The organism is Syntrophotaleaceae bacterium, assembly GCA_041390365.1.
In the GTDB taxonomy this organism is placed as follows: domain Bacteria; phylum Desulfobacterota; class Desulfuromonadia; order Desulfuromonadales; family Syntrophotaleaceae; genus JAWKQB01.
Map to the genome: position 1 here is coordinate 841,475 of JAWKQB010000002.1, position 22,944 is coordinate 864,418.

Sequence of the window (22,944 nt, forward strand, 5' to 3'; positions counted from 1 at the left end):
GTCGGTCGTCGAATGTCATATAGTATCTCTCTGGAAGGGGGTGCCATGTCGCAAGAGAATGTAGCAAGAATCGGTATCGTTACGGTTTCCGACCGGGCCAGCCGTGGGGAATATGAAGACCGGGGGGGACCGGCCATCCGTCTTTACCTCCAGGAAGTGCTGACCTCCCCCTGGGAGCCTGTCATACGGGTCATTCCGGATGAAATCCGGCTGCTGGAAGAGACTCTGGTCGAGCTCTGCGAACGGGAGTATTGCTGCCTTGTCGTCACCACCGGCGGAACCGGACCGGCGCCGCGCGACCTCACGCCGGAAGCCACGGAAGCGGTCTGCGAAAAGCTGCTGCCCGGGTTCGGCGAGCTTATGCGGCAGGTCTCGCTGCTGAAAGTGCCTACGGCAATTCTTTCCAGGCAGACAGCGGGTGTGCGCGGACGCTCCCTGATCGTCAACCTGCCCGGGCAGCCAAAGGCGATCGGCGAATGTCTTGACGCGGTTTTTCCCGCCATCCCCTACTGTATCGATCTGATCGGCGGCCCTTATCTGACCACTGATGAAAATCGCATCAAGGCCTTTCGGCCCTCGGGGGCGGTAAAATAAGTTAATCGTTGTCGTTGTCGCTGTCGTAATCGTGATCGTAATCGGATCTTCACCTTCAACCCGACAACGATTACGACAACGACAACCGTTCCGCTGCCGCTTCACTGACAACGAAGAGAGCCTAATCTTTCCGATAATGCCATGACTGACCCCCAGAAGAATTACAGCCGAAGGCAGCTCTTCGGGCTGGTCGCCGGACCGGTCCTTTTTGGGCTGGTGCTGTTCGCGCTGCCGTCCCTTCCCGGATTGAGCGCGGGCGCGCAAAAGACCGCCGCCGTTGCCGTTTTGATGGCCTGCTGGTGGATGACCGAAGCCATTCCGATTCCGGCGACCAGCCTCCTGCCGCTGGCGCTGCTACCTCTGCTGGGAATCCTGCCGGCAGAGCAGGCCGCAGCCCCCTATGCCAATCATTTGATCTTCCTGTTTCTGGGCGGGTTTCTGATCGCCCTTTCCATGCAGCGATGGAATCTGCATCGCCGGGTGGCCATGCAGGTGGTGCGCCTGGTCGGGTTTTCGCCGGGCCGGCTGGTGTTCGGCTTCATGGCAGCCAGCGCCTTGCTGTCCGCCTTTGTCTCCAACACCGTGACGGCCATGATGATGATGCCGATCGGGCTTGCCATCATTGACCAGGTGGCCGCTGCCGGACGGCAGCAGGGGCTGGAGATCGATTTCTCTCCCGGGCGTTTCCCTTTCGGCGTCAACCTGATGCTCGGCATCGCCTACGCCTCGTCCATCGGCGGAATCGCCACCCTCATCGGCACTCCCCCGAACACGGTGCTGGCCGGTTATCTGCAGACCGCCTACGGCTATGAAATCACGTTTGCCCGCTGGATGCTGGTGGGGGTGCCGCTGGCACTGACACTGCTGCCACTCTGCTGGCTGTGGCTGGTCAAGTGGGCCAATCCCATGAAAATTGAAAAAGTACCCGGAGGCCGCGAGATCATCCTGCAGGAATTGAACAGCCTGGGTCCCCTCTCCGCCGGAGAATGGTGGACCGCCCTGGTTTTTGTCCTGACCGCCCTCGGCTGGATTTTCCGCGGTCAACTGGCTCCCTTGCTGCCGGAACCGGACATGGTGACCGACGCGACCATCGCCATGCTCGGCGCCCTGGTGCTGTTTCTGATCCCCCTGGATCTCAAGCGGGGAGTTTTCGTGATGGATTGGCAGTGGGCGGCCCGGCTCCCCTGGGGCGTGCTGCTGCTTTTCGGCGGCGGCCTCTCCCTGGCGGCGGCCTTCGAGGCGACCGGACTTTCCGCCTGGATCGGAGAGCAGGTTTTCCTGCTGCGGGAGGCGCCGATACCGGTGCTGATCGTTGCCGTTACCACTTTGATCATTTTTCTGACCGAACTGACCTCCAACACCGCCACCGCAGCGATGGCCATGCCGGTGTTCTCCGCCGTGGCGCTCGGTCTGCATCAGAACCCGTTGCTGCTGGTCGTGCCGGCTGCCCTGGCGGCCAGCTGCGCTTTCATGCTGCCGGTGGCGACACCGCCCAATGCGATCGTTTTCGGCTCCGGCTACGTCTCCATTCCGCAGATGGCCAAAAGCGGCTTCGGCCTCAACCTGATCAGTATCCTGCTTATCTCCCTTGTGACACATCTCCTTGTCGTCCCCCTGTTCGACGTGGTATACGGACAACTCCCGCAGTGGATCGGCGCCGGAGGATAGGTCTGGTGCCGGCAGTGGGAGACGGTGTACACTGTTCAATCGGACGAAGATGCATTTGTCGTTGTCGTAATCGTAATCGTAATCGCACTCGAAAACCGACAACGATTACGACAACGACAACCGTTCCGCTGCCGCTTCACTGACAACGAAAAATACTTACCAACGATAACTGCTTTTCTTCGTGTCCTTCGTGATCTTCGTGGTGCTAGCTTCTGTTTGTGGAATTTTTGAATGATAATACATAATTTTTTCGCGACCGCCCCCAAAGGGCTTGAACCTCTTCTGGCCGATGAACTGCGCGCTCTTGGTGCCGCGGACGTGGCGGAAACGCGGGCCGGAGTGGGCTTTTCGGGGGATCTGGAGATGGCCTATCGTGTCTGTCTCTGGTCCCGACTGGCCAGTCGCGTGCTGCTGCCTCTGGCCACCTTTTCGGCGCCCGGTCCCGACGCGCTTTACGAGCAGGTCCGGGCCCTGCCCTGGGAGGAACATTTCGCGGGCGAAAGCACCCTGGCCGTCAATGCCCAGGTGAACCGGTCGCAGATCAGTCATTCCCGTTTTGCGGCTCTCAAGGTCAAGGACGGCATCGTCGACAGGTTTCGGGAACGAACCGGGAGCCGGCCCTCTGTCGATGTTCGGCAGCCCGATCTGAGGATCAACCTGTACCTGTTCAACGATGAGGCGACCCTGAGTATCGATCTCAGCGGGGAGAGTCTGCATCGGCGTGGGTACCGGGCCGAGGGGGTTATGGCCCCTCTCAAGGAAAACCTGGCTGCCGCCATTCTGTTGCGGGCCGGGTGGCCGGACATCGCCGCCGCCGGCGGTTCCCTGCTTGATCCGCTGTGCGGTTCCGGCACCCTGCCGATCGAGGCGGCGCTGATGGCAGCCGATATCGCCCCGGGGCTGAATCGGCCGGCCTACGGGTTTTTCCGCTGGCTGGGGCACCGTTCGGGTACGTGGAAACGGCTGGTGGCCGAGGCTCTGGAACGGCGCAAGGCGGGTTTGGACCGGCTGCCGGACATCGCCGGGTACGATAGCGCCGGCCAGGCGATCAGGGCGGCCAGGATCAATGCCGATCGGGCGGGGCTGGGGGGGCTGGTGCGCTTTGAGCAGAAGGAGTTGACGGCGCTGCGGCCTCTGCCCGCGATGGAGTGCCGACCCGGCCTGCTGGTCGCCAATCCTCCCTACGGCGAACGTCTGGGGGAGGTGGCCGAACTGCGCCCTCTCTATGCCGGGCTGGGCGAGTCGCTCCGCACCGGTTTCGTTGGCTGGAAGGCGGCCGTCTTGACCGGCAACCCGGATTTGGCCAAACAGATCGCCATCCGTGCCCGGCGACGTCACACCCTGTACAACGGCGCCCTGGAATGCCGCCTGTTCCATTTCGACATCGATCCCCAGTGGTTTTTCGGTGCCGATATGGCTGAGGGAAGGCCCTCCACCGGGTCCTCAAAAAAAGGATTGAGCCCGGGTGCGGCCATGTTTGCCAACCGGCTGAGGAAAAACCTGCGTCAGGTCAAACGCTGGGCCGACCGGGGAGAGATCACCTGTTTTCGCCTGTATGACGCCGACATGCCGGAGTACGCCGTAGCGGTTGATCTTTACGAGCAGTGGCTGCATGTCCAGGAATACCAGGCCCCCTCCTCGATCGATCCGGATCAGGCCCGCAAGCGGCTGGACGAGGTGATGGAGGCCCTGCCCGAGGCTCTGGACATGCCCCCCGAACGGATCTTTCTCAAGGTGCGCAGCCGCCAGTCGGGAGCCTCCCAGTACAACAAGCTGTCGGCCGGCGGACAACTGCACGAGGTGCGGGAAGGGGACTGCAGGTTCCTGGTCAATTTCACCGATTACCTCGACACCGGCCTGTTCCTCGACCATCGTCTCACCCGCCGAATGATCCGGGAGCTGGCGGCGGGCAAGCGCTTTCTCAATCTGTTCGCCTACACCGGCACCGCCACTGTCCACGCTGCCCGGGGAGGCGCCGCCACCACGACCACTGTCGACATGTCGCGCACCTATCTGGACTGGGCGAAACGCAATCTGGCCCTGAACGGTTTCCGGGAGGGGCCCCGACACCGGATGATCCAGGCCGACTGCCTGGGCTGGCTGGAGCGGGAAAGCTCCCGTCCCTCGGAGCTTTACGACCTGATCTTCCTCGATCCGCCGACCTTCTCCAACTCGAAAGGGATGGAGGGAACCTTTGACGTCCAGCGGGACCATGTGCAGCTGCTGCGGCAGACCGCGAAGCTTCTGGAAAGGGGCGGAATCCTTCTTTTTTCCAACAACTTCAGGAAGTTCAAAATGGAGCGGGACGCCCTGCCGGAACTGGAGATCGAAGACGTGACTGCTGCAACAATCCCCAAGGATTTCGCCCGCAATCCCCGGATTCATCATTGTTGGGTGATTAAACATCGTGAGGGGTGAGGGGTGAGGAGTGAGGAGGAAAAACCTCGTTGTCAATGAAGCGGTAGCGGAACGGTTGTCGTTGTCGTAATCGTAATCGAAACTTATGTTGAAAGACCGATTACGACAACGATTACGACAACGAAAACGAGAAGGAATGGGACGCAGATGAACGCTGATGAACGCTTATAGGCCAGGAAAAAATGTGATGAGTCGTTACGTAGAAAAAGGTCATTCCCGAGACGGTTTTGGTCGGGAATCCAGTCTTTAAATACTTGAAAAAATGGACGCCCGATAGAATCACTCGGGCATGACGGGCTCTAGCTGATTCAAGATTTCGCAGGTTTTCACCAAAAGTTCCGGTCTTTTGGTTGATCCGCGTATACGAAGCATCAGATTTGATCCGCATCCAATGATGGTTTTCCAGATTTCCCTTGTTTGACGGGGGTGGAGAAATGAAATTTCTATTCAAGGTGGGACTTGTTCTGCTTTTCCTATTGCTGCCGGCCGCCTGTCAAAATCGCCCGGATGCGGGAGTCGAGGATCGGGCCGGGTTGCTGTCCGGAGGGGAGCTGCGCAGGCTGGAGGATTTTCGAGAGCACCTGCTTCGGCATCTGGATATCGAGCTCAAGGTGCTGGTGCTGGACGAGAGTCCGGTGGATTTCGACCGAGAGGCTGTGAAGCTGTTCGATGACTATGGTCTCGGCCTTCGCACCCGGGCGGCACGGGGGGTGCTGCTGGTCATCGATCCGGAGGGGGGGCAGGTGCGGATGGAGATCGGGTACGACCTTGAAGGGATTTTCCCCGATGGTTTCGTCGGCTATATCGAAGACCGGCAGATGACGCCCTTTTTTCAGCTGGGTCGCGTTACGAATGGCATCGAGGCGACCGTGGAATTGCTGGTCGGCCGGGCGCTGGGCGAAATCAAAGTGGAGGAACTGGTCGGAACGGAGCCGGTTCGACCCCTGAAGCATCTGTCCGGCGGCGGTGGAGCACGCGTCGCCGTAGAGATCGGAAGAGGCGCCCCTCAAAAGGGCCGGGTGGCCGACCGCTCGGCATTTGGCGCCGGGACCACTCCCCTGGAAACCCTGCAAACCTACCTGAAGGTGCTGGAAGGTCATGTCAAGGACCCGGATCTTGGCATCTATACCCCTGAAACCCGGAAATTCTTCCGCAACTGGCTGGTAACCGACGCCCAGCAGGATAATGAACTGCGGGAACTGGTGGAAGTGATGGAACTCGGAACGACCCGCATATCAGGTAACTTGGCCGCCATTCGCTTTCCCACTGAGCGGAAAAAGGTTTCACCCTACCTTTTCCGACAGGGGCAAGAGGGCTGGATGCTCGATTTCGCCGCCATGAGCCGATTGATCGGCTTCGATCAGAACAATCAGTGGTTTTTTCGCAATCGGGAGCATGCATATCAGGCAGTAACGGAAAATCCGTGAGGGGTGAGGGGTAAGATCATGATAGGGCCAGGTAAAACTGATGGTCGTGAAAAATGTCACTCCCGAGGCGGTTTTGATCAGGAATCCAGTCTTTAAGTACTTAAAAAAATGGACGCCCGATAGAATCACTCGGGCATGACGGGCTCTAGCTGATTCAAGATTTCGCAGGTTTTCACCAAAAGTTACGGTATTTTGGATGATCCGCGTTATGCGAAGCATCAGATTTGATCCACGTCCAATTTGGGGGTTTCAAGTTTTTATTAAAGGATGAAAGCAACTGTGGACCTTTTGACCCTGCTCGGTATCGCCCTGGCTTTGGCGATGGATGCTTTCGCCGTCGCGCTTGGCGTTGGCCTGGCGGTATCGCCGCTGACCGGCCGCCACCTTTTTCGACTCGGCTGGCACTTCGGCCTCTTCCAGGCCATGATGCCCGTCATCGGTTGGCTCGCCGGGGTCACGCTGCAACAGTACATAGAGGCATTTGACCACTGGCTTGCCCTGGGACTGCTGGGTTTTGTCGGCGGGAAGATGATTTACGAGGCCTTTCACGAAACCGACGAACCGAAACGCGCCGGAGATCCGACCCGTGGCATGAGCCTGGTCGTTCTCTCGCTGGCAACCAGCATCGATGCCCTGGCCGTAGGTCTATCGCTTGGCGTCCTGGGGGTTTCGATCTGGTTCCCTGCCGCCATCATCGGTCTGGTGGCCGGTGTTCTGACCCTGGTCGGCATGCTTTTGGGTCAACGGGCCGGTTCCCTCCTGGGCAAACGCGTCGAAGTTTTGGGCGGCCTCATCCTCATCGGTATCGGCATACGGATCGTGCTCGAGCACACCCTGGGTATTTCCATCCCGTGAACCAGTTGAAATGGCTTTTACCCCTCTCTCCTCACTCCTCACTCCTCACCTTCAAGGACACTTGCCAAAATTCCGTCTCCGGTATAGCATGTTCATCGTTTCGACCCTAATGAACAGAAAGGATCGCGCATGAAAAGTTTGCTTTTCGGGGTGCTGCTGGCGCTGGTTGCCGTCTCTGCACAGGCATTTCCCAAGGAGAACTGCGGGGAGCAGACCTGCACCGACTGTCATAGTCTTTCCAGGCAGGAGGCCGGTTTTCTGCTTGGTGAGCAGGCCGAGAAGATACTGAATGTCGAGTTGTCGGACATGCCGGGCGTCTGGGTGGTGGAAATCGAGAAGCAGGGGCAGAAGTATCCCGTCTATATCGATTTCACCAAAACCCATCTGATGCGCGGCGAAATGATCCGGCTGAAGGATGGCAAGAATCTGACCACCCTGCGCAATGCTGCTCTCAACCGGGTCGATGTCTCCCGCATCCCCCTGGAGGACGCCCTGATCATCGGCCGGCCCAAGGCCCCGACCCGGGTGATTGTTTTCACCGACCCGCAGTGCAATTTCTGCGGCAAACTGCACTACGAAATGAAGAAAGTGGTTCAGGCCGATCCGGACATCGCCTTTTTCATCAAGCTTTTCCCTTTGAACATCCATCCGGATGCCTACATGATCGCCAAAACCATTCTCTGCAATCGATCCATGACCATGCTCGAGGACAGCCTTGCCGGGCGGCCCGTTCCTCCCCCTCTGTGCCGGGCTGAAGAGGTGGATGAAACCCTGAGGCTGGGTCGGGACCTGGGCATCCGTTCGACGCCGACCCTGATCCTGCCCGACGGCCGTCTTTTTGCAGGATTCAAGCCGGCAGAGGCCCTGCTGGAGTTGCTCGATTCCAAGGCAACTCTTCCCTCCGTTTCGGCCTCAAAACCATAATGGCTTGCTTTGGCGCAGCGTTTTTGCTAGAAATGGCCTTTCACATTAATTGACAAGGGAGGCGTTAACATGGGTCTTATGACAGGAAAAAAGGGCATTATCTTCGGCGTTGCCAACGATATGAGCATCGCCTGGGGGATAGCCCAGCAATTGAAGGACGCTGGTGCCACCCTCGGATTTACTTATCTGAACGAAGCTCTTGAAAAGCGGGTTCGCCCCCTGGCGGAAAGTTTGGATGCGGAACTGATCCTTCCCTGCGATCTGGCTAAGGACGAGGATATCGACGCCGTCTTCCAAGAGGTCGAAAAGGCCTGGGGCAGTCTCGATTTCGTGGTCCATGCCGTTGCTTTCGCCAACCGGGAGGACCTCAAAAACCCCTTCAGTCAGACCAGCCGCGACAATTTCCTGCTGGCCTTGGACATCAGTGCCTATACCCTTGTTGCGGTGACAAGAGGAGCGGCTCCGCTGATGAAAAACGGCGGCTCAATCGTCACCATGACCTATCTCGGAGCCCAGCGGGCGGTGCCCAACTACAATGTCATGGGAGTGGCCAAAGCAGCTCTTGAGGCGTCCACCCGGTATCTTGCAGCTGAACTGGGGGAGAAGGGCATCCGGATCAACGCCATCTCCGCAGGGCCCATCAAGACGTTGGCCGCCTCCGCCGTCGGCCAGTTCAAGGAAAAACTGCGGGTTATGGACGAGCGCGCCCCCCTGCGCCGGACGGTGACCCAGAACGAGGTCGGCAAGTCCGCCCTCTATCTGCTGTCCGATCTTTCCAGCGGAGTAACCGGAGAGACTCACTTTGTCGATGCCGGCTTCAATTTCGTTGTCGGTTGAAAAAGGTTTTTTCGGAAGTGCGCACCGTTATCTGAATAACAAAAAAAGGGCCCACCGGGCCCTTTTTTTGTCGGTAACGCCAGGGCGTCAGGAAAAGAAAACTTTTTTCGTTGTCAGTGGAGCGATAGCGAAACGGTTGTCGTAATCGTAATCGTAATCGATAATTTTAAAGCCGACGACGATTACGACAACGATCGGTTCTTATTATTGTGAGTTGGTGTGATGCGTAGGGTGCAACCGTGATACATGGCAATTTGACCGGATTGAAATCGAGCGAGATCCGTGCACTCGAGCGGATCTACCGGCGCCGGGTTCCTCCCGAACGGGTGGTCACCTCGGAACTGGCCCGCTACCTCACTGAACTGTCTGAGGAGATCCGCCGCCAGATCGGCCTGATCATCGATCGGGGCGGCACAGTTCTCTACGTCATTGTCGGCGACGACCGCGAAATCGTCATTCCCGATCTGTCCGACTACGGATTGGGGCGGAGCGGGCTGCGGGGCCTGCGCTGCGTGCACACCCATCTGCGGGGCGAGCCCCTGACCGATGACGACATCACCGACCTGGCGCTGCTGCGTCTCGACCTGATGGTGGCCATCGCCGTCGGCGACCAGGGGTTGCCCGGACCGATCAGCTACGGGCATATCCTTCCTCCCAATCCCGCCGGAAAAAGGGTTGAAGTTCTCCAGTCTCCCTCCATCTATGATCTAGACCTCGATCTCTCGATGTTCCTGCGGGGGCTGGAAACCGAGCTCGAAGAAAAGATGGGAGAGACCGTCGATCTGTCCGATACACGGGAAAAGGCGATCCTCATTTCCGTCAGCACTGATTCCCGGATGGAAATCGAGGATTCCCTGGATGAACTGGTCGAGCTTGCCCGCACAGCCGACGTCCTGGTGCTGGATCGTTTCGTTCAGCGGCCACGGCAGATCAATCCCAAATTCCTGATGGGGGAAGGCAAGGCCAAGGAGGTGGTCATTCAGGCGCTGCAGCTGGGTGCCACCCTGCTGATTTTCGACCAGGATCTGTCCCCGGGCCAGGTCCGGGCCATTTCGGGACTGACCGATCTCAAGGTCATCGATCGCAGCCAGCTCATTCTCGATATCTTCGCACGCCGGGCTCATACCCGGGACGGCAAGGTGCAGGTGGAACTGGCGCAGCTCAAGTATATTCTCCCCCGTCTCACCGGGCGGGGCGTCGCCTTTTCCCGACTGATGGGCGGCATCGGCGGGCGCGGACCGGGTGAAACCAAACTGGAGATCGACCGGCGCCGGATCCGCGACCGCATCAACCGGCTTGAAAACGAACTCAAGGCGCTTTCCAAAGGGCGGCTGCAGCGCCGCCAGCGCCGGATTCGGGCCGGGGTTCCTATCGTTTCCATCGTCGGCTATACCAATGCGGGAAAATCCACCCTGCTCAATGCCCTGACCCAGAGCGATGTTTTTACCGAGGATCTGCTCTTCGCCACCCTGGATACCGCCACCCGGCGGCTGCGATTTCCGCAGGAGCGGGAAGTGATCATCACCGATACCGTCGGTTTCATCCGCAAATTGCCGAAAAGCCTGCTGGGTGCTTTCAAAGCCACCCTTGAGGAGCTCGAGGACGCGGACCTTCTGCTGCATGTCGTCGATCTTTCCAACCCACGTTTTGAAGAACAGATTGCGGCGGTGGAGCGAATCTTGCTTGAGCTGGAACTGGGACGCGTACCCCGGTTGCTGGTTTTCAACAAAATCGATCTGGTGCCCGACGCAGAGGTTGGCCCAATGTGCCGGCGATTCGATGCCATCCCGATCAGCGCCAGGAACCGCCGCAGCTTCGATCCTCTGCTCGAAAAACTGGAGCAGCGATTCTGGCCGGATGAAGGGTAAGTGGTAAGTGACAAGTGAAAAACTCTGCAATGCTATGAAATACAGCACTGGTTTTCTTTTTGATCAGTTTTCTCCTCACTCATCACCGATTACTGATTACTGATTTGATTTCAGGAGGCTTATTTTGTCCAGATATCTGATGTGTCTGCTTCTGGTGCTATTAGCCGGGTGCGTAACAGGAGACCGAGGTGGTTTTAGCAGTTCAAACGGTTTTTTGGAGGCGCCGGGTGACGAAAATGGTTCCATCGACCCGTTCGGTGAAGACCTTGCAGAGGAAGACCTGGTTGGAGAAGATACGGCACTGCTGGATCCGCTGACCCGCGAGGACATGGACCTTTTGTCCGGGGAGGATCAGGCCCCGCCGGAGGACGAGGGGGAGACGGCTGTGGAGGAAGGTACCTCCTTCGATCTGCCGGTCGTCAAGAATGCAAAGGTCCGTTATTTTCTAGATTATTTCACCGGTACCGCACGCAATGCCGTTCATCGCTGGCTGGAACGTTCGACCCGGTACCTGCCCATGATGCGGGAGGTGTTCGCCGAAGAAGGGCTGCCCCTCGACCTGACCTATCTGGCCATGATTGAATCCGGTTTCAACAGCCGGGCTGTCAGTCGAGCCAAAGCCGTAGGGCCATGGCAGTTCATGGAGGGCACCGGCCGTATGTATGGGCTGGAAAACGACTGGTGGCACGATGAGAGACGTGATCCTTACAAGGCGACCCGTGCCGCTGCCCGCCATCTCAGAGACCTGTATAATCGGTACGAAGACTGGTACCTGGCCATTGCCGCCTACAATGCCGGAGCGGGCCGGGTGGATCGCGCTATCGTGAAAGCCGGTACACGGGATTTCTGGGAAATAAGTCATGGCAGTTTTCTTGCCAAGGAGACGCAGCACTACCTGCCCAAGTTGATGGCAGCCATTCTCATCAGCAAAAATCCGGAAAAATACGGTTTTAACGACCTCAATTACCAGCCTGCCCTGGCCACCGACGTTGTTGAACTGCCCAGCTCGACCGATCTCGAAATTATTGCCCGTCTGGTCGAAGTAACGGAGGAGGAGGTCCGTGATCTGAATCCAGAACTCAAACGCTGGTGCACCCCTCCCAACAAAAAAGGGTATCCGGTCCGCCTTCCCTCCGGAACCGCAGAATCCTTCAAGCGTCAGTATGCGGAAATCAGTCCCTCCCAGCGGGCCAATTTCCAGCAGCACCGCGTGCGCTCCGGCGATACCCTTACGGGCCTGGCACGCCGTTACGGCATCACAACCAAGGATATCGTCCGGTTAAACAACATACGCAATCCAAGGGCCCTCAGGGTCGGTCAGGACCTTATCCTGCCGATGCAGGCCGGTGCTGCCCTGGCTTCCATCTACATGGACAGTGTCCCTTCAAGCAAACCGAGTTCTTACAAAGTGCGAAACGGGGATAACCTGTGGTCGATCTCCCGGCGTCTTGGAGTCACGACCAAGCAGCTGTGTGACTGGAACGACCTGCGATCAAAAGCAGTACTGCGTCCCGGCCAGGTTCTGAAAGTACATGGTTCCAACCGGCATGTCGCGGCCAAAAGTGCACAGAGTTCATACAAAGTCCGCAACGGCGACAACCTCTGGGTCATTTCCCGGCGTTTTGGCATGTCCACATCCCAGTTGTGCTCCCTGAACGGCCTGGGGGCGAACGATATTCTGAAACCGGGGCAGGTCCTGAAAGTCTCCGGGAAGGCATCGGGAAGGGATGTCTCATCCAGCCAGAGCATCTATCAAGTGGCGAATGGCGACAATCTCTGGACGATTTCACAACGTCTCGGGGTTTCCACCAGTCAGCTGTGCGAATGGAACGGCCTGCAGAAAAACGATATTCTGAAGCCCGGCCAGGTGCTGCAAATCAGAGAAGTCGGTCTGCAGAGTTCAGTCGGCACCAAGAAGGTGGTCTACCAGGTCCGCCCCGGCGACACTGTATGGGAGATTGGACGGAGGTACGATCTCAAGGCCAGGGATATCATGGACTGGAATAACCTGAACCACAGTCACGTCATCCAACCCGGCGATCAGCTGACCCTGCTGCTGGAGGAGGAGCAGAAGGGTTAAAAGTCCGTATTTCGTGACCCGTAACGGTTGATCGGTAAAGTCAACAAATTTCAGAGCACACGCTAAAACGAAAGGAGTAAGGGGTTCCCCCCTTACTCCTTTCGTTTTACGCTTCACATGTCCCCTTCTTTTCCCTTTTGACTTTCCGCAGCTTGATTTGCTAAACTTCCCCTTTCCAGTAACCGTACATTATGCGCCTTTCCGGAACTGCTGCCGGGGCCCCTTCCTGCTGTCTCCCGAAATAAGGATCTGTCTCATGCTGAATCTTGCCATTTCTCTGGCTCTCTACGGCCTGACCATTTTAGGCTTGTATGTCGCCGATGTCCCTATCCTCATTGCTTCCCTGTTTGGTCTGCTGGTGTTCGTCGGGGCCTTTTTCCTTTTGAGCCGCTGGATTACGAAAAGACTTACGGGGGTGATGGAATCGGTGCAGCGGGACGTGCAGGCCGGGCGGACCGAAAAGGCGGTCAAATCGCTGCAGGCCGCTTATCCCCTAGGCAACTGGCAATTTTTCGTCAGGTCGCAGATCAATGCCCAGATCGGCTCGATCCTCTATCTCAAGCGTGACTTCGCCGCGGCTTTTGAGTACCTGCAAAAAGCCTTCAGCCGTCATTGGGTGGCCATGGCCATGCTGGCCATCTGCTACATGAAGCGCAACAAAACCAAGCAGATGATCGAAACTTTTGAAAAGGCATCGGCGGTCAGCAAAAAGGAATCCATGCTCTGGAGCCTCTATGCATACTGTCTGGAAAAGGTCGGCCAGCATGAAAAGGCCATAGAGGTCCTGGAAACGGGCATTAAAAAGGGAGCTGCCGATGATTGCCTGCTGGCAAACCTGGATGCCTTGAAATCCGGCAAGAAAATGAAGATGCAGGCCTATGGTGACCTCTGGTATCAGTTCCATCTCGAAAAGCCCGGCGCCCTGATCAAGCAGCAGACGAAGGCAGTGCAGGGACGCCGAAAAATCATCAGGCGCTGAGAATTGGCCAAGGAAAAATCGAAAACCAAGGAATTTCGGAACAATCCCTTCAAAACCCTGAAAGGGGTTGCAGCCGCTCCCTCAAACAAGGCCGGCCAAAAACCGGAGGCGGATTTGCCGGAGGACAGGGACAAGGTCGCTGGGCCCGCTGAAAACGATAACGAACTGTTTGCCCGGGAAATGGATTTTCTGAAGGTCGACCCTGCAGACCGAGGCGAAGACGAAATTCTTGAAAAATCCCTTCCTGAGGACACCGAGACGCGTTTCGAGACCCCTGCGAAGCCGGTCTTCCTTTCCGAGGAGGAAGAGTTTCTATGCGCCATTGGCCGGATGGATGCAGTGTTCCGGGACGAGCTTCCGCTGGAGGAGCCGCCTGCGGCCACACCCGGGCGGATGAAGCAGTTGCGCCAGGGCAAGCTGGCCCCTGAAGCCACCCTGGATCTGCATGGCCTGAGCCGGGAACAGGCTCGGGAAAAGGTGAGGTTTTTTCTGGAAGATTCGGTCTTTCAGGGACGGAGAACGGTGCTGGTGATTACTGGGAAGGGCAGGGGATCGCCGGACGGCCCGGTTCTGCGCGACGACATGCAGCGCTATCTCAGCAGCGAAGCCAGGGCCTGGGTGGTGGAGTGGGGCCGGGCACCGGCAAGGTACGGCGGCGATGGAGCGCTGGCGGTTTTTCTGAGGGTCTCCCCCAAACACAAATAAAAAAGGCCGGAACTCTTGAGGGTTCCGGCCTTTTTTTATTCAGTTTTCCGTGTTTTTCTCCGGGACGCTTTCGGTGACCGCTGCCACCGCCTGGCGGGTTCCGGTTTTCTTCCGAGGGCGTCGGGCAGGTTTTTTTTCGGTTTGCGCGGGCTCCGAATGCTTATCCCTGGCGGCGATTTCGCTCCCGGATTCTCCGACGGATTCAGCTTTGGCGGTCCGTGCCGGTCTACGGGGACGGCGTGGACGGGAGGGTCTTTTCTCCTCCGCTTTTTCACCGGGCGTCATGGTCTCGGGAGCAGGTGACTTTTCCGTACTCTCGGCAGGGGCCGATTGTGCGGCATGGCTTGCTGGCTGCGGTAAGGCCGGCTGTTCCTGATCCCCGGTTTTTGGAGAAGAAGCCTTGGGCCGTTTCCGTGGTTTGCGAACAGGTTTATTCGGTTCATCCTTCAGCCCGGCTGGGACGGGTTGTTCGGCCGGTTTTTCCCCTTCTCCCGCCGGAATTGCCGATGGTTCAACCTTATCGGACGGAGTCGAGGACAGTCTGACTTGTGATGCTGGCTTGCGCCGCCGCCTGGGTTTGCGGTGGGGCTTTCCCCCCTCCTGAATAGTGCCGGGAGAGGTCTCCCCAACCTTTTCATCGGCGTCTGAATCAGCCACTTCGGCAGTCAAACCTTTTTCCTCCCTTGAAATTTCCGATTCTTCCGCAGCTTGTCCGGTGGTTGGGGATTCTTCCCGCATCACAGAAGTGCCAGCGGCGGCCGGTTCCGCCGGCATCTCGACTGGTGTAACACTGGATCTTCCAGAGCGTAGCAGTTCGAGCAGATCATCACCGCAAGGGATTTCCGATTCTTCGCCTGGAGCCGGAACATTCGACTCTTCAGATGTTGCCGCAGATTCCTTCTCGGCTTCCTCCATGGTTGATTTGCGTCGCCGGCGTGGGCGCCGCCGTTTGCGGCCGACCTCTTCCCTGGGTGCCGCCTCGGCCGGCTTGTCCTCCGTGGCCTGAACGGTTGTTTCCGGTTCGGCCTGTTCCGGTGTTTCGGCACGGGCAGCGGCCGCATCAATGTACTGCTGGGCGGTCACCTGGTGATCTTTTTCCCGTTTGATGAAGTTGATTTCCATCTGGCCGGCAATGAAGTCCGGACGACCCTTGATATGGATGACGGCGTCGTAGTGGCGTTCGAGCTCCAGAAGCTCGGCCCGTTTTTGATTGAGCAGGTAGGAAGAGACTTCCAGAGGGATCTCCGCGTCCACCTGAGAGATCTGCCCTTTGGCCATGCCGGTGTAGATCCTGCGCAGAAAGTCAAGGGCCTGGGATTCGGCACTTTTGATCCTGCCGGTGCCCTCGCAATGGGGGCAGGGCAGGTAGGAGGCGGCTGCCAGGACCGACTTGATGCGCTGCCGGCTCATTTCCAGCAGGCCGAACTGACTGATGCGGCCGACCGTCACTCGGGCCTTGTCGATCTTGAGAGCGTCCTTGAGGCATTTCTCGACATCTCGGATATGCTTGCGGTCCCGCATGTCGATGAAGTCGATGACGATCAGTCCTCCCAGGTCCCGCAGCCGCAACTGCCGGGCAACTTCGACCGCCGCCTCCATGTTGGTTTTGAAGGCCGTCGCTTCCACTCCCTGTTCGGTGGCCAACTTTCCAGAGTTGACGTCGACGGCCACCAGGGCTTCCGTGGAGTCGATGACAATAGAACCGCCGGAAGGCAGGGAAACCTTGTTGCGGGTGATGTTTTCGATCTGTTCCTCGATCTGGTAGCGGGAGAAAATGGGTCGCCGCTCCTGGTGGAGTTTAACCAGTTTGGCGTATTCAGGCATGACAATTTCGAAAAATTCCTTCGCCTCCCGCGCCACGGCGGGGTCGTCCACCAGCACCTCGTCGATGTCGGAACTGAAATAGTCGCGTATCGACCGGATGACCAGGTTGGATTCCTTGTAGATCAGTGCCGGTGCCTTGACCTTGCTTCCGAGATCGAGAATCTTTTCATAGACCCTTATCAGGTAGTCTACGTCCCGTTTGAGCTCGGTTTTTTTCTGACCGATGCCTGCCGTGCGGACGATATAACCGATGTTGATTGGCAGTTCGAGGGAAGCCATCGCTTCCTTGAGCTTTTTGCGCTGGGACTCCTGTTCGATCTTGCGGGATACTCCCTTGGTTTCACTCTCGGGCATCAGCACCATGAAGCGGCCGGGCAGCGAAAGATAGGTGGTCAAGGCCGCACCTTTGGTCCCCCGTTCCTCCTTGACCACCTGGACCAGCAGTTCCTGGCCCCGGCGCAGCAGGTCGTTGATGCGCGGCCTGCCCCTGTTTTCTCCGTTCTGTGTTTTGAAAAAGGAGGGGTGAATTTCTCCGATCTGCAAGAAACCCGGCCGTTCGCCGCCGAAGTCGATAAAGGCTGCCTGCAAGCCGGTTTCGACGCGGACCACGACACCTTTGTAGATGTTGCCCCGCGTCTGTTCTTTTCCGGTGATTTCGATGTCGAGTTCGACCAGATTGCCATCCTCGACAATAGCTACCCGGTGCTCCTCCGGATGAGTAGCATTGATCAGCATTTTTCTGCTCATGTAAATTCCTTTCGGGCGCTCCTAGGAGCAGCCGCCAAATCTGGGTGCCGGATTCTTTCCGGCAAAGGGGCCTGCGGAATTGTCCGCGGCGACCTGTCGCTGCGAGCGGGCAGGAGGCCGCGCGATGCCTGGCTGGCAATAATTCCGCTATTGGCCAAAAATCGATCACTGTTTTATAGGGCGCCGTTCGGATGCTCGGAAAGGACCGCGAGGAGGCCTCGACATTCGCATGTCAATGCTTCCCGGGGCCATCTGCCTGAGTTTCGTTCACGTAACGGAGCCTAGCCAGGGTCAGTAGCCCGGGCCTGAAACTCTGTTTCGAATCCGCCGCAAAGAGACAAAATCGCCGGCGGAGTTCGTCAAATTCCTGTAACTATACCAGAAAACAGGTTTTTTTAATAGTGGAAACCTTTGGTAAATGCGTGAGGCGTGAGGTGTGAGGTTTGAGGTGTAACCCCTCACTCCTTACTCCTCACTCCTCACCCTCTTCAAACCAATTCGAGGTTTTCCGGATTGAACGGTTGTGCTATATAGTACCACCATGTTGCAGTTAAGAGAGATTAGCAAGGATTTTGGCGACCGGCGGCTTCTGGCCGGCATCAACTGGCATGTGCGCAACGGCGATCGGGTCGGACTGTGCGGTGCCAATGGTGCGGGCAAGACCACGCTACTGCGGTTGTTGAGCGGCCAGGTGCAGCCTGACGGCGGCGTGGTGCAGGTAGCCCGGGGAACCACCTTCGGCTACCTGCCCCAGGAAGGTTTGACCCACCAGGGGCGCAGCCTGCAGGAAGAGATGCGCGAAGCCCTGACCGAACTCTTGGCCATGGAAAAGGAGTTGCGGCGGCTCGAAAAGGATATTGCCGGAGGCAGTCCCGACGATCTGGAGCGCTATTCCGTTTTGGAAGAAACTTTTCGCCAGCAAGGTGGTTATACCCGGGAGATGGAGATCGGCAAGGTCCTCGACGGGCTCGGCTTCAGTGCCGAGGATCGGGACAAGCCCTGCGAACATTTCTCCGGCGGTTGGCAGATGCGCATCGCCCTGGCCAAACTGCTCCTGCAGCGGCCTAATCTGCTGCTTTTGGACGAGCCGACCAACCATCTCGACCTGCCGGCGCGCAATTGGCTGGAAGAGTACCTGACCGCTTATCCTCATGCGGTGGTCCTGGTTTCCCATGACCGGTTTTTTCTCGATCGGGTGGTGAGCCGGATTGTCGAAATCTGGAACGGCGGCCTGCATGAATATCCCGGCAACTACAGCGCCTATCTTGAAGAGCGGGAGAGAAGGGTCGGCGCCCTGCTGGAGGCCAAGCAACGTCAGGATGAGGAGATCGCTCGGATCGAAGCCTTCATCAGCCGGTTTCGCTATCAGGCGAACAAGGCGTCCCTGGTGCAGAGCCGGGTCAAACAGCTCGAGAAGATCGAGCGGATTCAGGTGCCGCCAACCCGCAAGCGGATCGCTTTCCGCTTCCCGGACCCGCCTCGCAGCGGCCGCATGGTTGTGGAACTGACCGGAGTGGATCAGGGCTATGGCGACCTGACTGTTCTGCACCAGGTCGATCTGGCCGTGGAGCGGGGCGACCGGGTGGCCCTGGTCGGTGCCAACGGCGCCGGCAAATCGACCCTGATGCGCCTGCTGGCCGACGTGGAAGATCCCCGGGCGGGAAGCAGGACCTTCGGGCACAATCTGCTGCCCGCCTATTTCGCCCAGGACCAGGCCAGGGTGCTGCACGGGGACAAAACCGTGTTGGAGGAAATCACCGAAGCGGCCCCCTTCGATATGGTGCCCCGGGTGCGGGACATTCTAGGCTCCTTTCTCTTTTCCGGAGACGACGTCCACAAAAAGGTGGCGGTTCTGTCCGGCGGCGAGAAGAATCGGCTGGCCCTGGCCATCCTGCTGCTACGCCCGGCCAACCTGCTGCTGCTCGATGAACCGACCAACCACCTCGACCTGGAATCCAAGGAGGTTCTTCTGGACTCCCTGCGCGGTTTTCCGGGGACCCTCGTTTTCGTTTCCCACGACCGGTATTTCGTCGATGCCCTGGCCAACCGGGTGGTGGAAGTGGCCGAGGGCAGGGTCGAATCCTTTCCGGGCAACTACGAGGATTTTCTGGCGGCCAAGGCCCGTTTGGGCGATGCCAGTCATTCGGCTCTTCGGGTGGAACAGAATCAGGTCGGCCGCACGGTCCGGGAGACCGCCGATGAAACCGCGGGATCACAGAATTCCTTTCAGGAACGCAAGGAAATCAAGCGCCAGGAAAGGCGACGTCAGAAGGAACTGACCGAGGTCGAGGACACGATCGAGGAACGAGAAAACCGGTTGAGCGCCATCGAGGAGTTGATGGCCGATCCCCAGCTCTATCAGGACCACCAGCGCTGGCGGGATGTTTCTAACCAGCATGCCGCCCTGAAAGAGGAGCTCGAAGAGCTTTACACGCGATGGGAAGCCCTGCAGCTGACCGAGTCGGCCTGAAGCAGATGGTCGCAGGTAGCGTTACGTTGTCAGTGAAGGGTTCGCGGAACGGTGGTCGTTGTCGTAATCGAAGTCGATTCCTAATGCGACAACGATACGATAAACCCATATTTTAGCCAGATGCCTGGAAATTAAATGAGATGCCGGTGCCGCCGGCTAAGGGAGTCGACATGTTGCTGCCCCGCGGAAAACAGGTCAAGAGTCCTTTCAACCCTAAAAAAATGAACTGGCCGGATGCCGTCGTCAAATTGAGGGAAGGACGTTTTTCCGGATACCTGCACTGCTGGGGGACATCCGGTAGCGGCATTCTCCTGTTCGATAGCGGCAGGCTGGCTACCGTCAGGTTCTATTCCCGATCAGGAGAGCTTCTGAACGCCGAGGCTTTCGAACGGATCTTTTTCCTGTCGCTGACCGGGGAGATGACATTGGCCATTTACAGGGTTTCCCGGGAGCTCAGCAGCCTGCTCCACTCGGTCCTGGGTGGTGAAATTCTCTACAGAGGGCAGCAGCTTTGCCTCCTGGATATCCCCCACGTCCTGCAAAAACTCACGAAGGACCGGTTCAGCGGATGTCTGCGGGTGGGTGCCGGGCAGGAATTCTCCCTGGTTTTTTTCAAAAAGGGAGCGCCCATCGGATTTTTCCACGACGACAGCCTGGATTTGACCCGAACGGCCGACCTCGAGCGGTCAACGGCCCGCATTCCGGGGGCAACCCTTGATATCATTGCGGGAGTGCATGTTTCCGAAGGGGACATTCCCGATCTGGTGGAATCTCATGACTTGGAAGAATACTGGGACCGGGCGGTCAAGAAGGCGCAGGTGACGGTGTAAGGTGAACTCTCTCAGTGCCGATCGCAGTCTGAGCGGGTCCCGGCAGTCAATAATACGAGGGGAAAAGGCCATGGCAAAGGAAACTTTCGGACGAATGGAACTGCTGCAGGGAGACATCACCCGCCTGACGGTCGATGCCATTGTCAATGCGGCCAATCGCTCTCTTCTCGGCGGCGGCGGAGTCGACGGCGCCATCCACCGGGCCGCGGGGCCTCAGCTTTTGGCGGAGTGCAAAACCCTCGGCGGTTGTCAAACCGGTGAGGCGAAAATAACCGGCGGCTACAGCCTGCCCGCCCGCTATGTCATCCATACCGTCGGACCGGTTTACGGCAACCGCCCCGAAGATCCGAAACTGTTGGCCTCCTGTTATCGCAACAGCCTGCAGCTGGCCATCGACAAAGGGCTGAAAACCGTCGCCTTCCCGGCCATCAGTTGCGGCGTCTATGGTTATCCTCTACAGGAGGCCTGCCGGGTTGCGGTCGATACGGTACGGGAAGTCCTGGCGGAAGACCGGACCCTGGAAAAAGTCATCTTCGTCGTTTTTTCCCAGGAACTGTATGGGATTTATAAAAACTATCTACAGCGTGAGGAGTGAGGAGTGAGGGGTAAAAGCCGGCGGAGTCAGGGGTCATGGGTTTATGTGACCGTTATCAGCTGGCGGAGTGCCGCCTTTTGCGGTTGTACAACCCTGAAAAAAGGATTTGACTATTGGCTTTGACTCCTCACCCCTCACGATTAAGTCCATGAACATCCTCCTTCTGGAACCGTACCTGACTGGCTCCCGGGCGGCATGGGCCGAGGGGTATGCGGCATGCAGCGGGCATCGGGTGGATATTCTGTCTCTGCCGGGCAGGCACTGGAAGTGGCGGATGCATGGCGGGGCAGTGGCCCTTGCCAAACAGTTTCTTGAGAGGGAAGGGCCGGGGGATCTGCTGCTGGCCAGCGGTATGCTCGACCTGACGACATTCCTGGCTCTCATTCGTGACAGATCCGCGGGTCTGAAAACGGTTCTCTATTTCCATGAAAACCAGTTGACTTACCCCTGGTCTCCGCGGGATGGCGATCCTGCTGCCCGGAGAGACCTGCATTACGGTTTCATCAACTATGTCAGTGCTCTGGCTGCCGACCGGGTCCTTTTCAATTCCGAGTACCATCGCCGGGAGTTTCTGGGGGTGCTGCCCGGATTTCTGAAGGCTTTTCCCGATGCCAGAGGTCTTGAAAACTGCGAGGCTATCCGGAGGAAAAGCCGGGTATTGCCGCTCGGTCTCGATCTGCGCCGGTTCGATGCTCACCGTCCGGTCCACGATACTCCCAAGGATCTGGAACCGCCTCTCATTCTCTGGAACCATCGCTGGGAATACGACAAGAATCCCGAAGATTTTTTCAGGGCGCTTTTCACTCTTCAGGAGGAGGGTGTGGATTTTCGTCTGGCGGTTCTCGGTGAATCGTTCCAGGAACAGCCCGCCGTCTTTGCCGAAGCCCGTAAGCGCCTCGAGGGATGCATCGTGCATTTCGGTTTTGCCGACACCTTCGAACAATATTCCGGCTGGCTCTGGAGAGCCGATGTTTTGCCGGTAACCGCCATCCACGATTTTTTCGGTGTCAGCGTGGTGGAGGCCATGTACTGCCATTGCCATCCTCTGCTGCCCAAGCGGCTCGCCTACCCGGAGCACATTCCAGAACCCTTTCGCGACGATTTCTTTTATCGTGATCAGTCCGATCTGCTGAGAAGGTTGAAAAGACTTCTTCTTGACCCCCGCCTGGTGCAGAGGGGGGGAACCCGCAGATTTGTCGAAGGCTACGATTGGTCTGTTCTGGGTCCTGTTTACGATGCCCTTTTCGACGACATTGCCCGAGATGGTCGGGACCAACCGGCATCAAATGGCTTTTTATGCATTTAATGACCGCTTTTGCTATAATGATCTCCTTGTTGCAGGTTAGGGCAGTTGCAATTAGCTGTTACAAGAGAATCTGCAAAAGGACAACTAGAGTATAGATTTTCAGAGGCTGTTTTCTGCTGAAACCAGCCGGATGGATTGCTGATGAATAACCATACGGAAGACCAGGACGATTACATCGAGGACGAAGGTCACCAACTGGAAGCGGGTCGTCAGGCTATTGAGCAGGGCGATTATTCGGCTGCCCTGGAGTATCTGGAAGAATATCTGGAAGAGCATCCCCTGGATGTGGAAACGCTGATCCTTGCTGCCCTGGCCGCTGCTCATCTGGGCGACAGCGCCAAAGCAGCCGCCTTGTATGGTCTTGTTTTGCGGCTCGATCCCGGTAACGGCACCGCTCATCATTCCTTTGGGATGCTGCTCGAGGAGGTGGGGCATTTCGATGAGGCGCTCGCCCACTTTCATCGGGCCCGGGAACTGCAGCCCGATTTCCCGGAAATCTACATTCATACCGCCAACGTACTCGATCGTCTCGGGCGGACGGAGGAGGCATTGCTGCAGTATGATGAGGCCTTGCAGCATCTGGCTGACGAAGGGGCCGTCTATTATAATCGGGCACGGATTTTCGCCCGCCGGGGCAAGGTCAGACTGGCCCTGAGGGACCTGCGCCAGGCCGCGGAATCGGACCGCCGATATCTCGAGGCCGCCAGAAAGGACGCCTCCTTCGATGCGGTTCGCAACAGCAGTTCCTTCCGCCGTCTGCTGGCGTGAGGGGAATGGCGAAAGGCGAGGGGCGTGAGGGGTGAGGGGTGAGGCGTGA

General features: G+C 57.9%; 17 protein-coding genes. 16 read left to right on the forward strand and 1 reads right to left on the reverse strand.

The window, feature by feature from the left end:
• The first annotated feature begins 45 nt into the window (after positions 1 to 45).
• The 11 genes from mog to R2940_11080 all read left to right on the forward strand — a co-directional run bounded on the left by mog (position 46) and on the right by R2940_11080 (position 14,355).
• The gene (mog, locus tag R2940_11030) at positions 46 to 594 is read left to right on the forward strand and encodes a molybdopterin adenylyltransferase (GenBank protein MEZ4600308.1); all 549 of its coding nucleotides are present in this window, start codon (positions 46 to 48) and stop codon (positions 592 to 594) included.
• 141 nt (positions 595 to 735) lie between these two features.
• Positions 736 to 2,262 (forward strand): DASS family sodium-coupled anion symporter, encoded by a 1,527-nt coding sequence (locus R2940_11035; GenBank protein MEZ4600309.1) that lies wholly within the window; start codon positions 736 to 738, stop codon positions 2,260 to 2,262.
• Between the two features lie 231 nt (positions 2,263 to 2,493).
• Positions 2,494 to 4,680 (forward strand): bifunctional 23S rRNA (guanine(2069)-N(7))-methyltransferase RlmK/23S rRNA (guanine(2445)-N(2))-methyltransferase RlmL, encoded by a 2,187-nt coding sequence (rlmKL, locus tag R2940_11040; GenBank protein MEZ4600310.1) that lies wholly within the window; start codon positions 2,494 to 2,496, stop codon positions 4,678 to 4,680.
• A gap of 434 nt (positions 4,681 to 5,114) precedes the next feature.
• Complete coding sequence (locus R2940_11045; GenBank protein ID MEZ4600311.1) at positions 5,115 to 6,107, forward strand: TPM domain-containing protein; 993 nt, start codon at positions 5,115 to 5,117, stop codon at positions 6,105 to 6,107.
• Between the two features lie 279 nt (positions 6,108 to 6,386).
• A complete protein-coding gene (locus R2940_11050; protein MEZ4600312.1) occupies positions 6,387 to 6,962 on the forward strand; it encodes a manganese efflux pump MntP family protein in 576 nt (191 codons plus the stop codon).
• A 129-nt stretch (positions 6,963 to 7,091) separates the two neighbouring features.
• On the forward strand, positions 7,092 to 7,886 hold the full coding sequence (locus R2940_11055) for a DsbC family protein (protein ID MEZ4600313.1): 795 nt from the start codon (positions 7,092 to 7,094) through the stop codon (positions 7,884 to 7,886).
• Between the two features lie 69 nt (positions 7,887 to 7,955).
• Positions 7,956 to 8,723 (forward strand): enoyl-ACP reductase, encoded by a 768-nt coding sequence (locus R2940_11060; protein MEZ4600314.1) that lies wholly within the window; start codon positions 7,956 to 7,958, stop codon positions 8,721 to 8,723.
• A 239-nt stretch (positions 8,724 to 8,962) separates the two neighbouring features.
• Positions 8,963 to 10,591 (forward strand): GTPase HflX, encoded by a 1,629-nt coding sequence (gene hflX / locus R2940_11065; GenBank protein MEZ4600315.1) that lies wholly within the window; start codon positions 8,963 to 8,965, stop codon positions 10,589 to 10,591.
• Between the two features lie 124 nt (positions 10,592 to 10,715).
• Complete coding sequence (locus tag R2940_11070) at positions 10,716 to 12,671, forward strand: LysM peptidoglycan-binding domain-containing protein (GenBank protein MEZ4600316.1); 1,956 nt, start codon at positions 10,716 to 10,718, stop codon at positions 12,669 to 12,671.
• Between the two features lie 256 nt (positions 12,672 to 12,927).
• The gene (locus tag R2940_11075; protein MEZ4600317.1) at positions 12,928 to 13,650 is read left to right on the forward strand and encodes a hypothetical protein; all 723 of its coding nucleotides are present in this window, start codon (positions 12,928 to 12,930) and stop codon (positions 13,648 to 13,650) included.
• Positions 13,651 to 13,764: 114 nt separating this feature from the next.
• Positions 13,765 to 14,355 carry a Smr/MutS family protein gene (locus R2940_11080; protein MEZ4600318.1) on the forward strand — a complete coding sequence of 197 codons (591 nt, stop codon included), beginning with the start codon at positions 13,765 to 13,767 and terminating at the stop codon, positions 14,353 to 14,355.
• Between the two features lie 39 nt (positions 14,356 to 14,394).
• Here R2940_11080 and R2940_11085 read toward each other — a convergent pair whose 3' ends face one another.
• Positions 14,395 to 16,926 (reverse strand): Rne/Rng family ribonuclease, encoded by a 2,532-nt coding sequence (locus R2940_11085; protein MEZ4600319.1) that lies wholly within the window; start codon positions 16,924 to 16,926, stop codon positions 14,395 to 14,397.
• A 541-nt stretch (positions 16,927 to 17,467) separates the two neighbouring features.
• Between R2940_11085 and R2940_11090 the strand changes: the two genes are divergently transcribed.
• The 5 genes from R2940_11090 (at position 17,468) to R2940_11110 (ending at position 22,895) form a co-directional block, all read left to right on the forward strand.
• Positions 17,468 to 19,396, forward strand: a complete 1,929-nt coding sequence (locus R2940_11090) for an ABC-F family ATP-binding cassette domain-containing protein (protein ID MEZ4600320.1) — start codon at positions 17,468 to 17,470, stop codon at positions 19,394 to 19,396.
• Between the two features lie 170 nt (positions 19,397 to 19,566).
• Positions 19,567 to 20,226 carry a hypothetical protein gene (locus R2940_11095; GenBank protein ID MEZ4600321.1) on the forward strand — a complete coding sequence of 220 codons (660 nt, stop codon included), beginning with the start codon at positions 19,567 to 19,569 and terminating at the stop codon, positions 20,224 to 20,226.
• A 70-nt stretch (positions 20,227 to 20,296) separates the two neighbouring features.
• Positions 20,297 to 20,821 (forward strand): O-acetyl-ADP-ribose deacetylase, encoded by a 525-nt coding sequence (locus R2940_11100; GenBank protein ID MEZ4600322.1) that lies wholly within the window; start codon positions 20,297 to 20,299, stop codon positions 20,819 to 20,821.
• Between the two features lie 148 nt (positions 20,822 to 20,969).
• The gene (locus R2940_11105; protein ID MEZ4600323.1) at positions 20,970 to 22,127 is read left to right on the forward strand and encodes a DUF3524 domain-containing protein; all 1,158 of its coding nucleotides are present in this window, start codon (positions 20,970 to 20,972) and stop codon (positions 22,125 to 22,127) included.
• Between the two features lie 141 nt (positions 22,128 to 22,268).
• Complete coding sequence (locus tag R2940_11110) at positions 22,269 to 22,895, forward strand: tetratricopeptide repeat protein (GenBank protein ID MEZ4600324.1); 627 nt, start codon at positions 22,269 to 22,271, stop codon at positions 22,893 to 22,895.
• Positions 22,896 to 22,944: the final 49 nt, after the last annotated feature.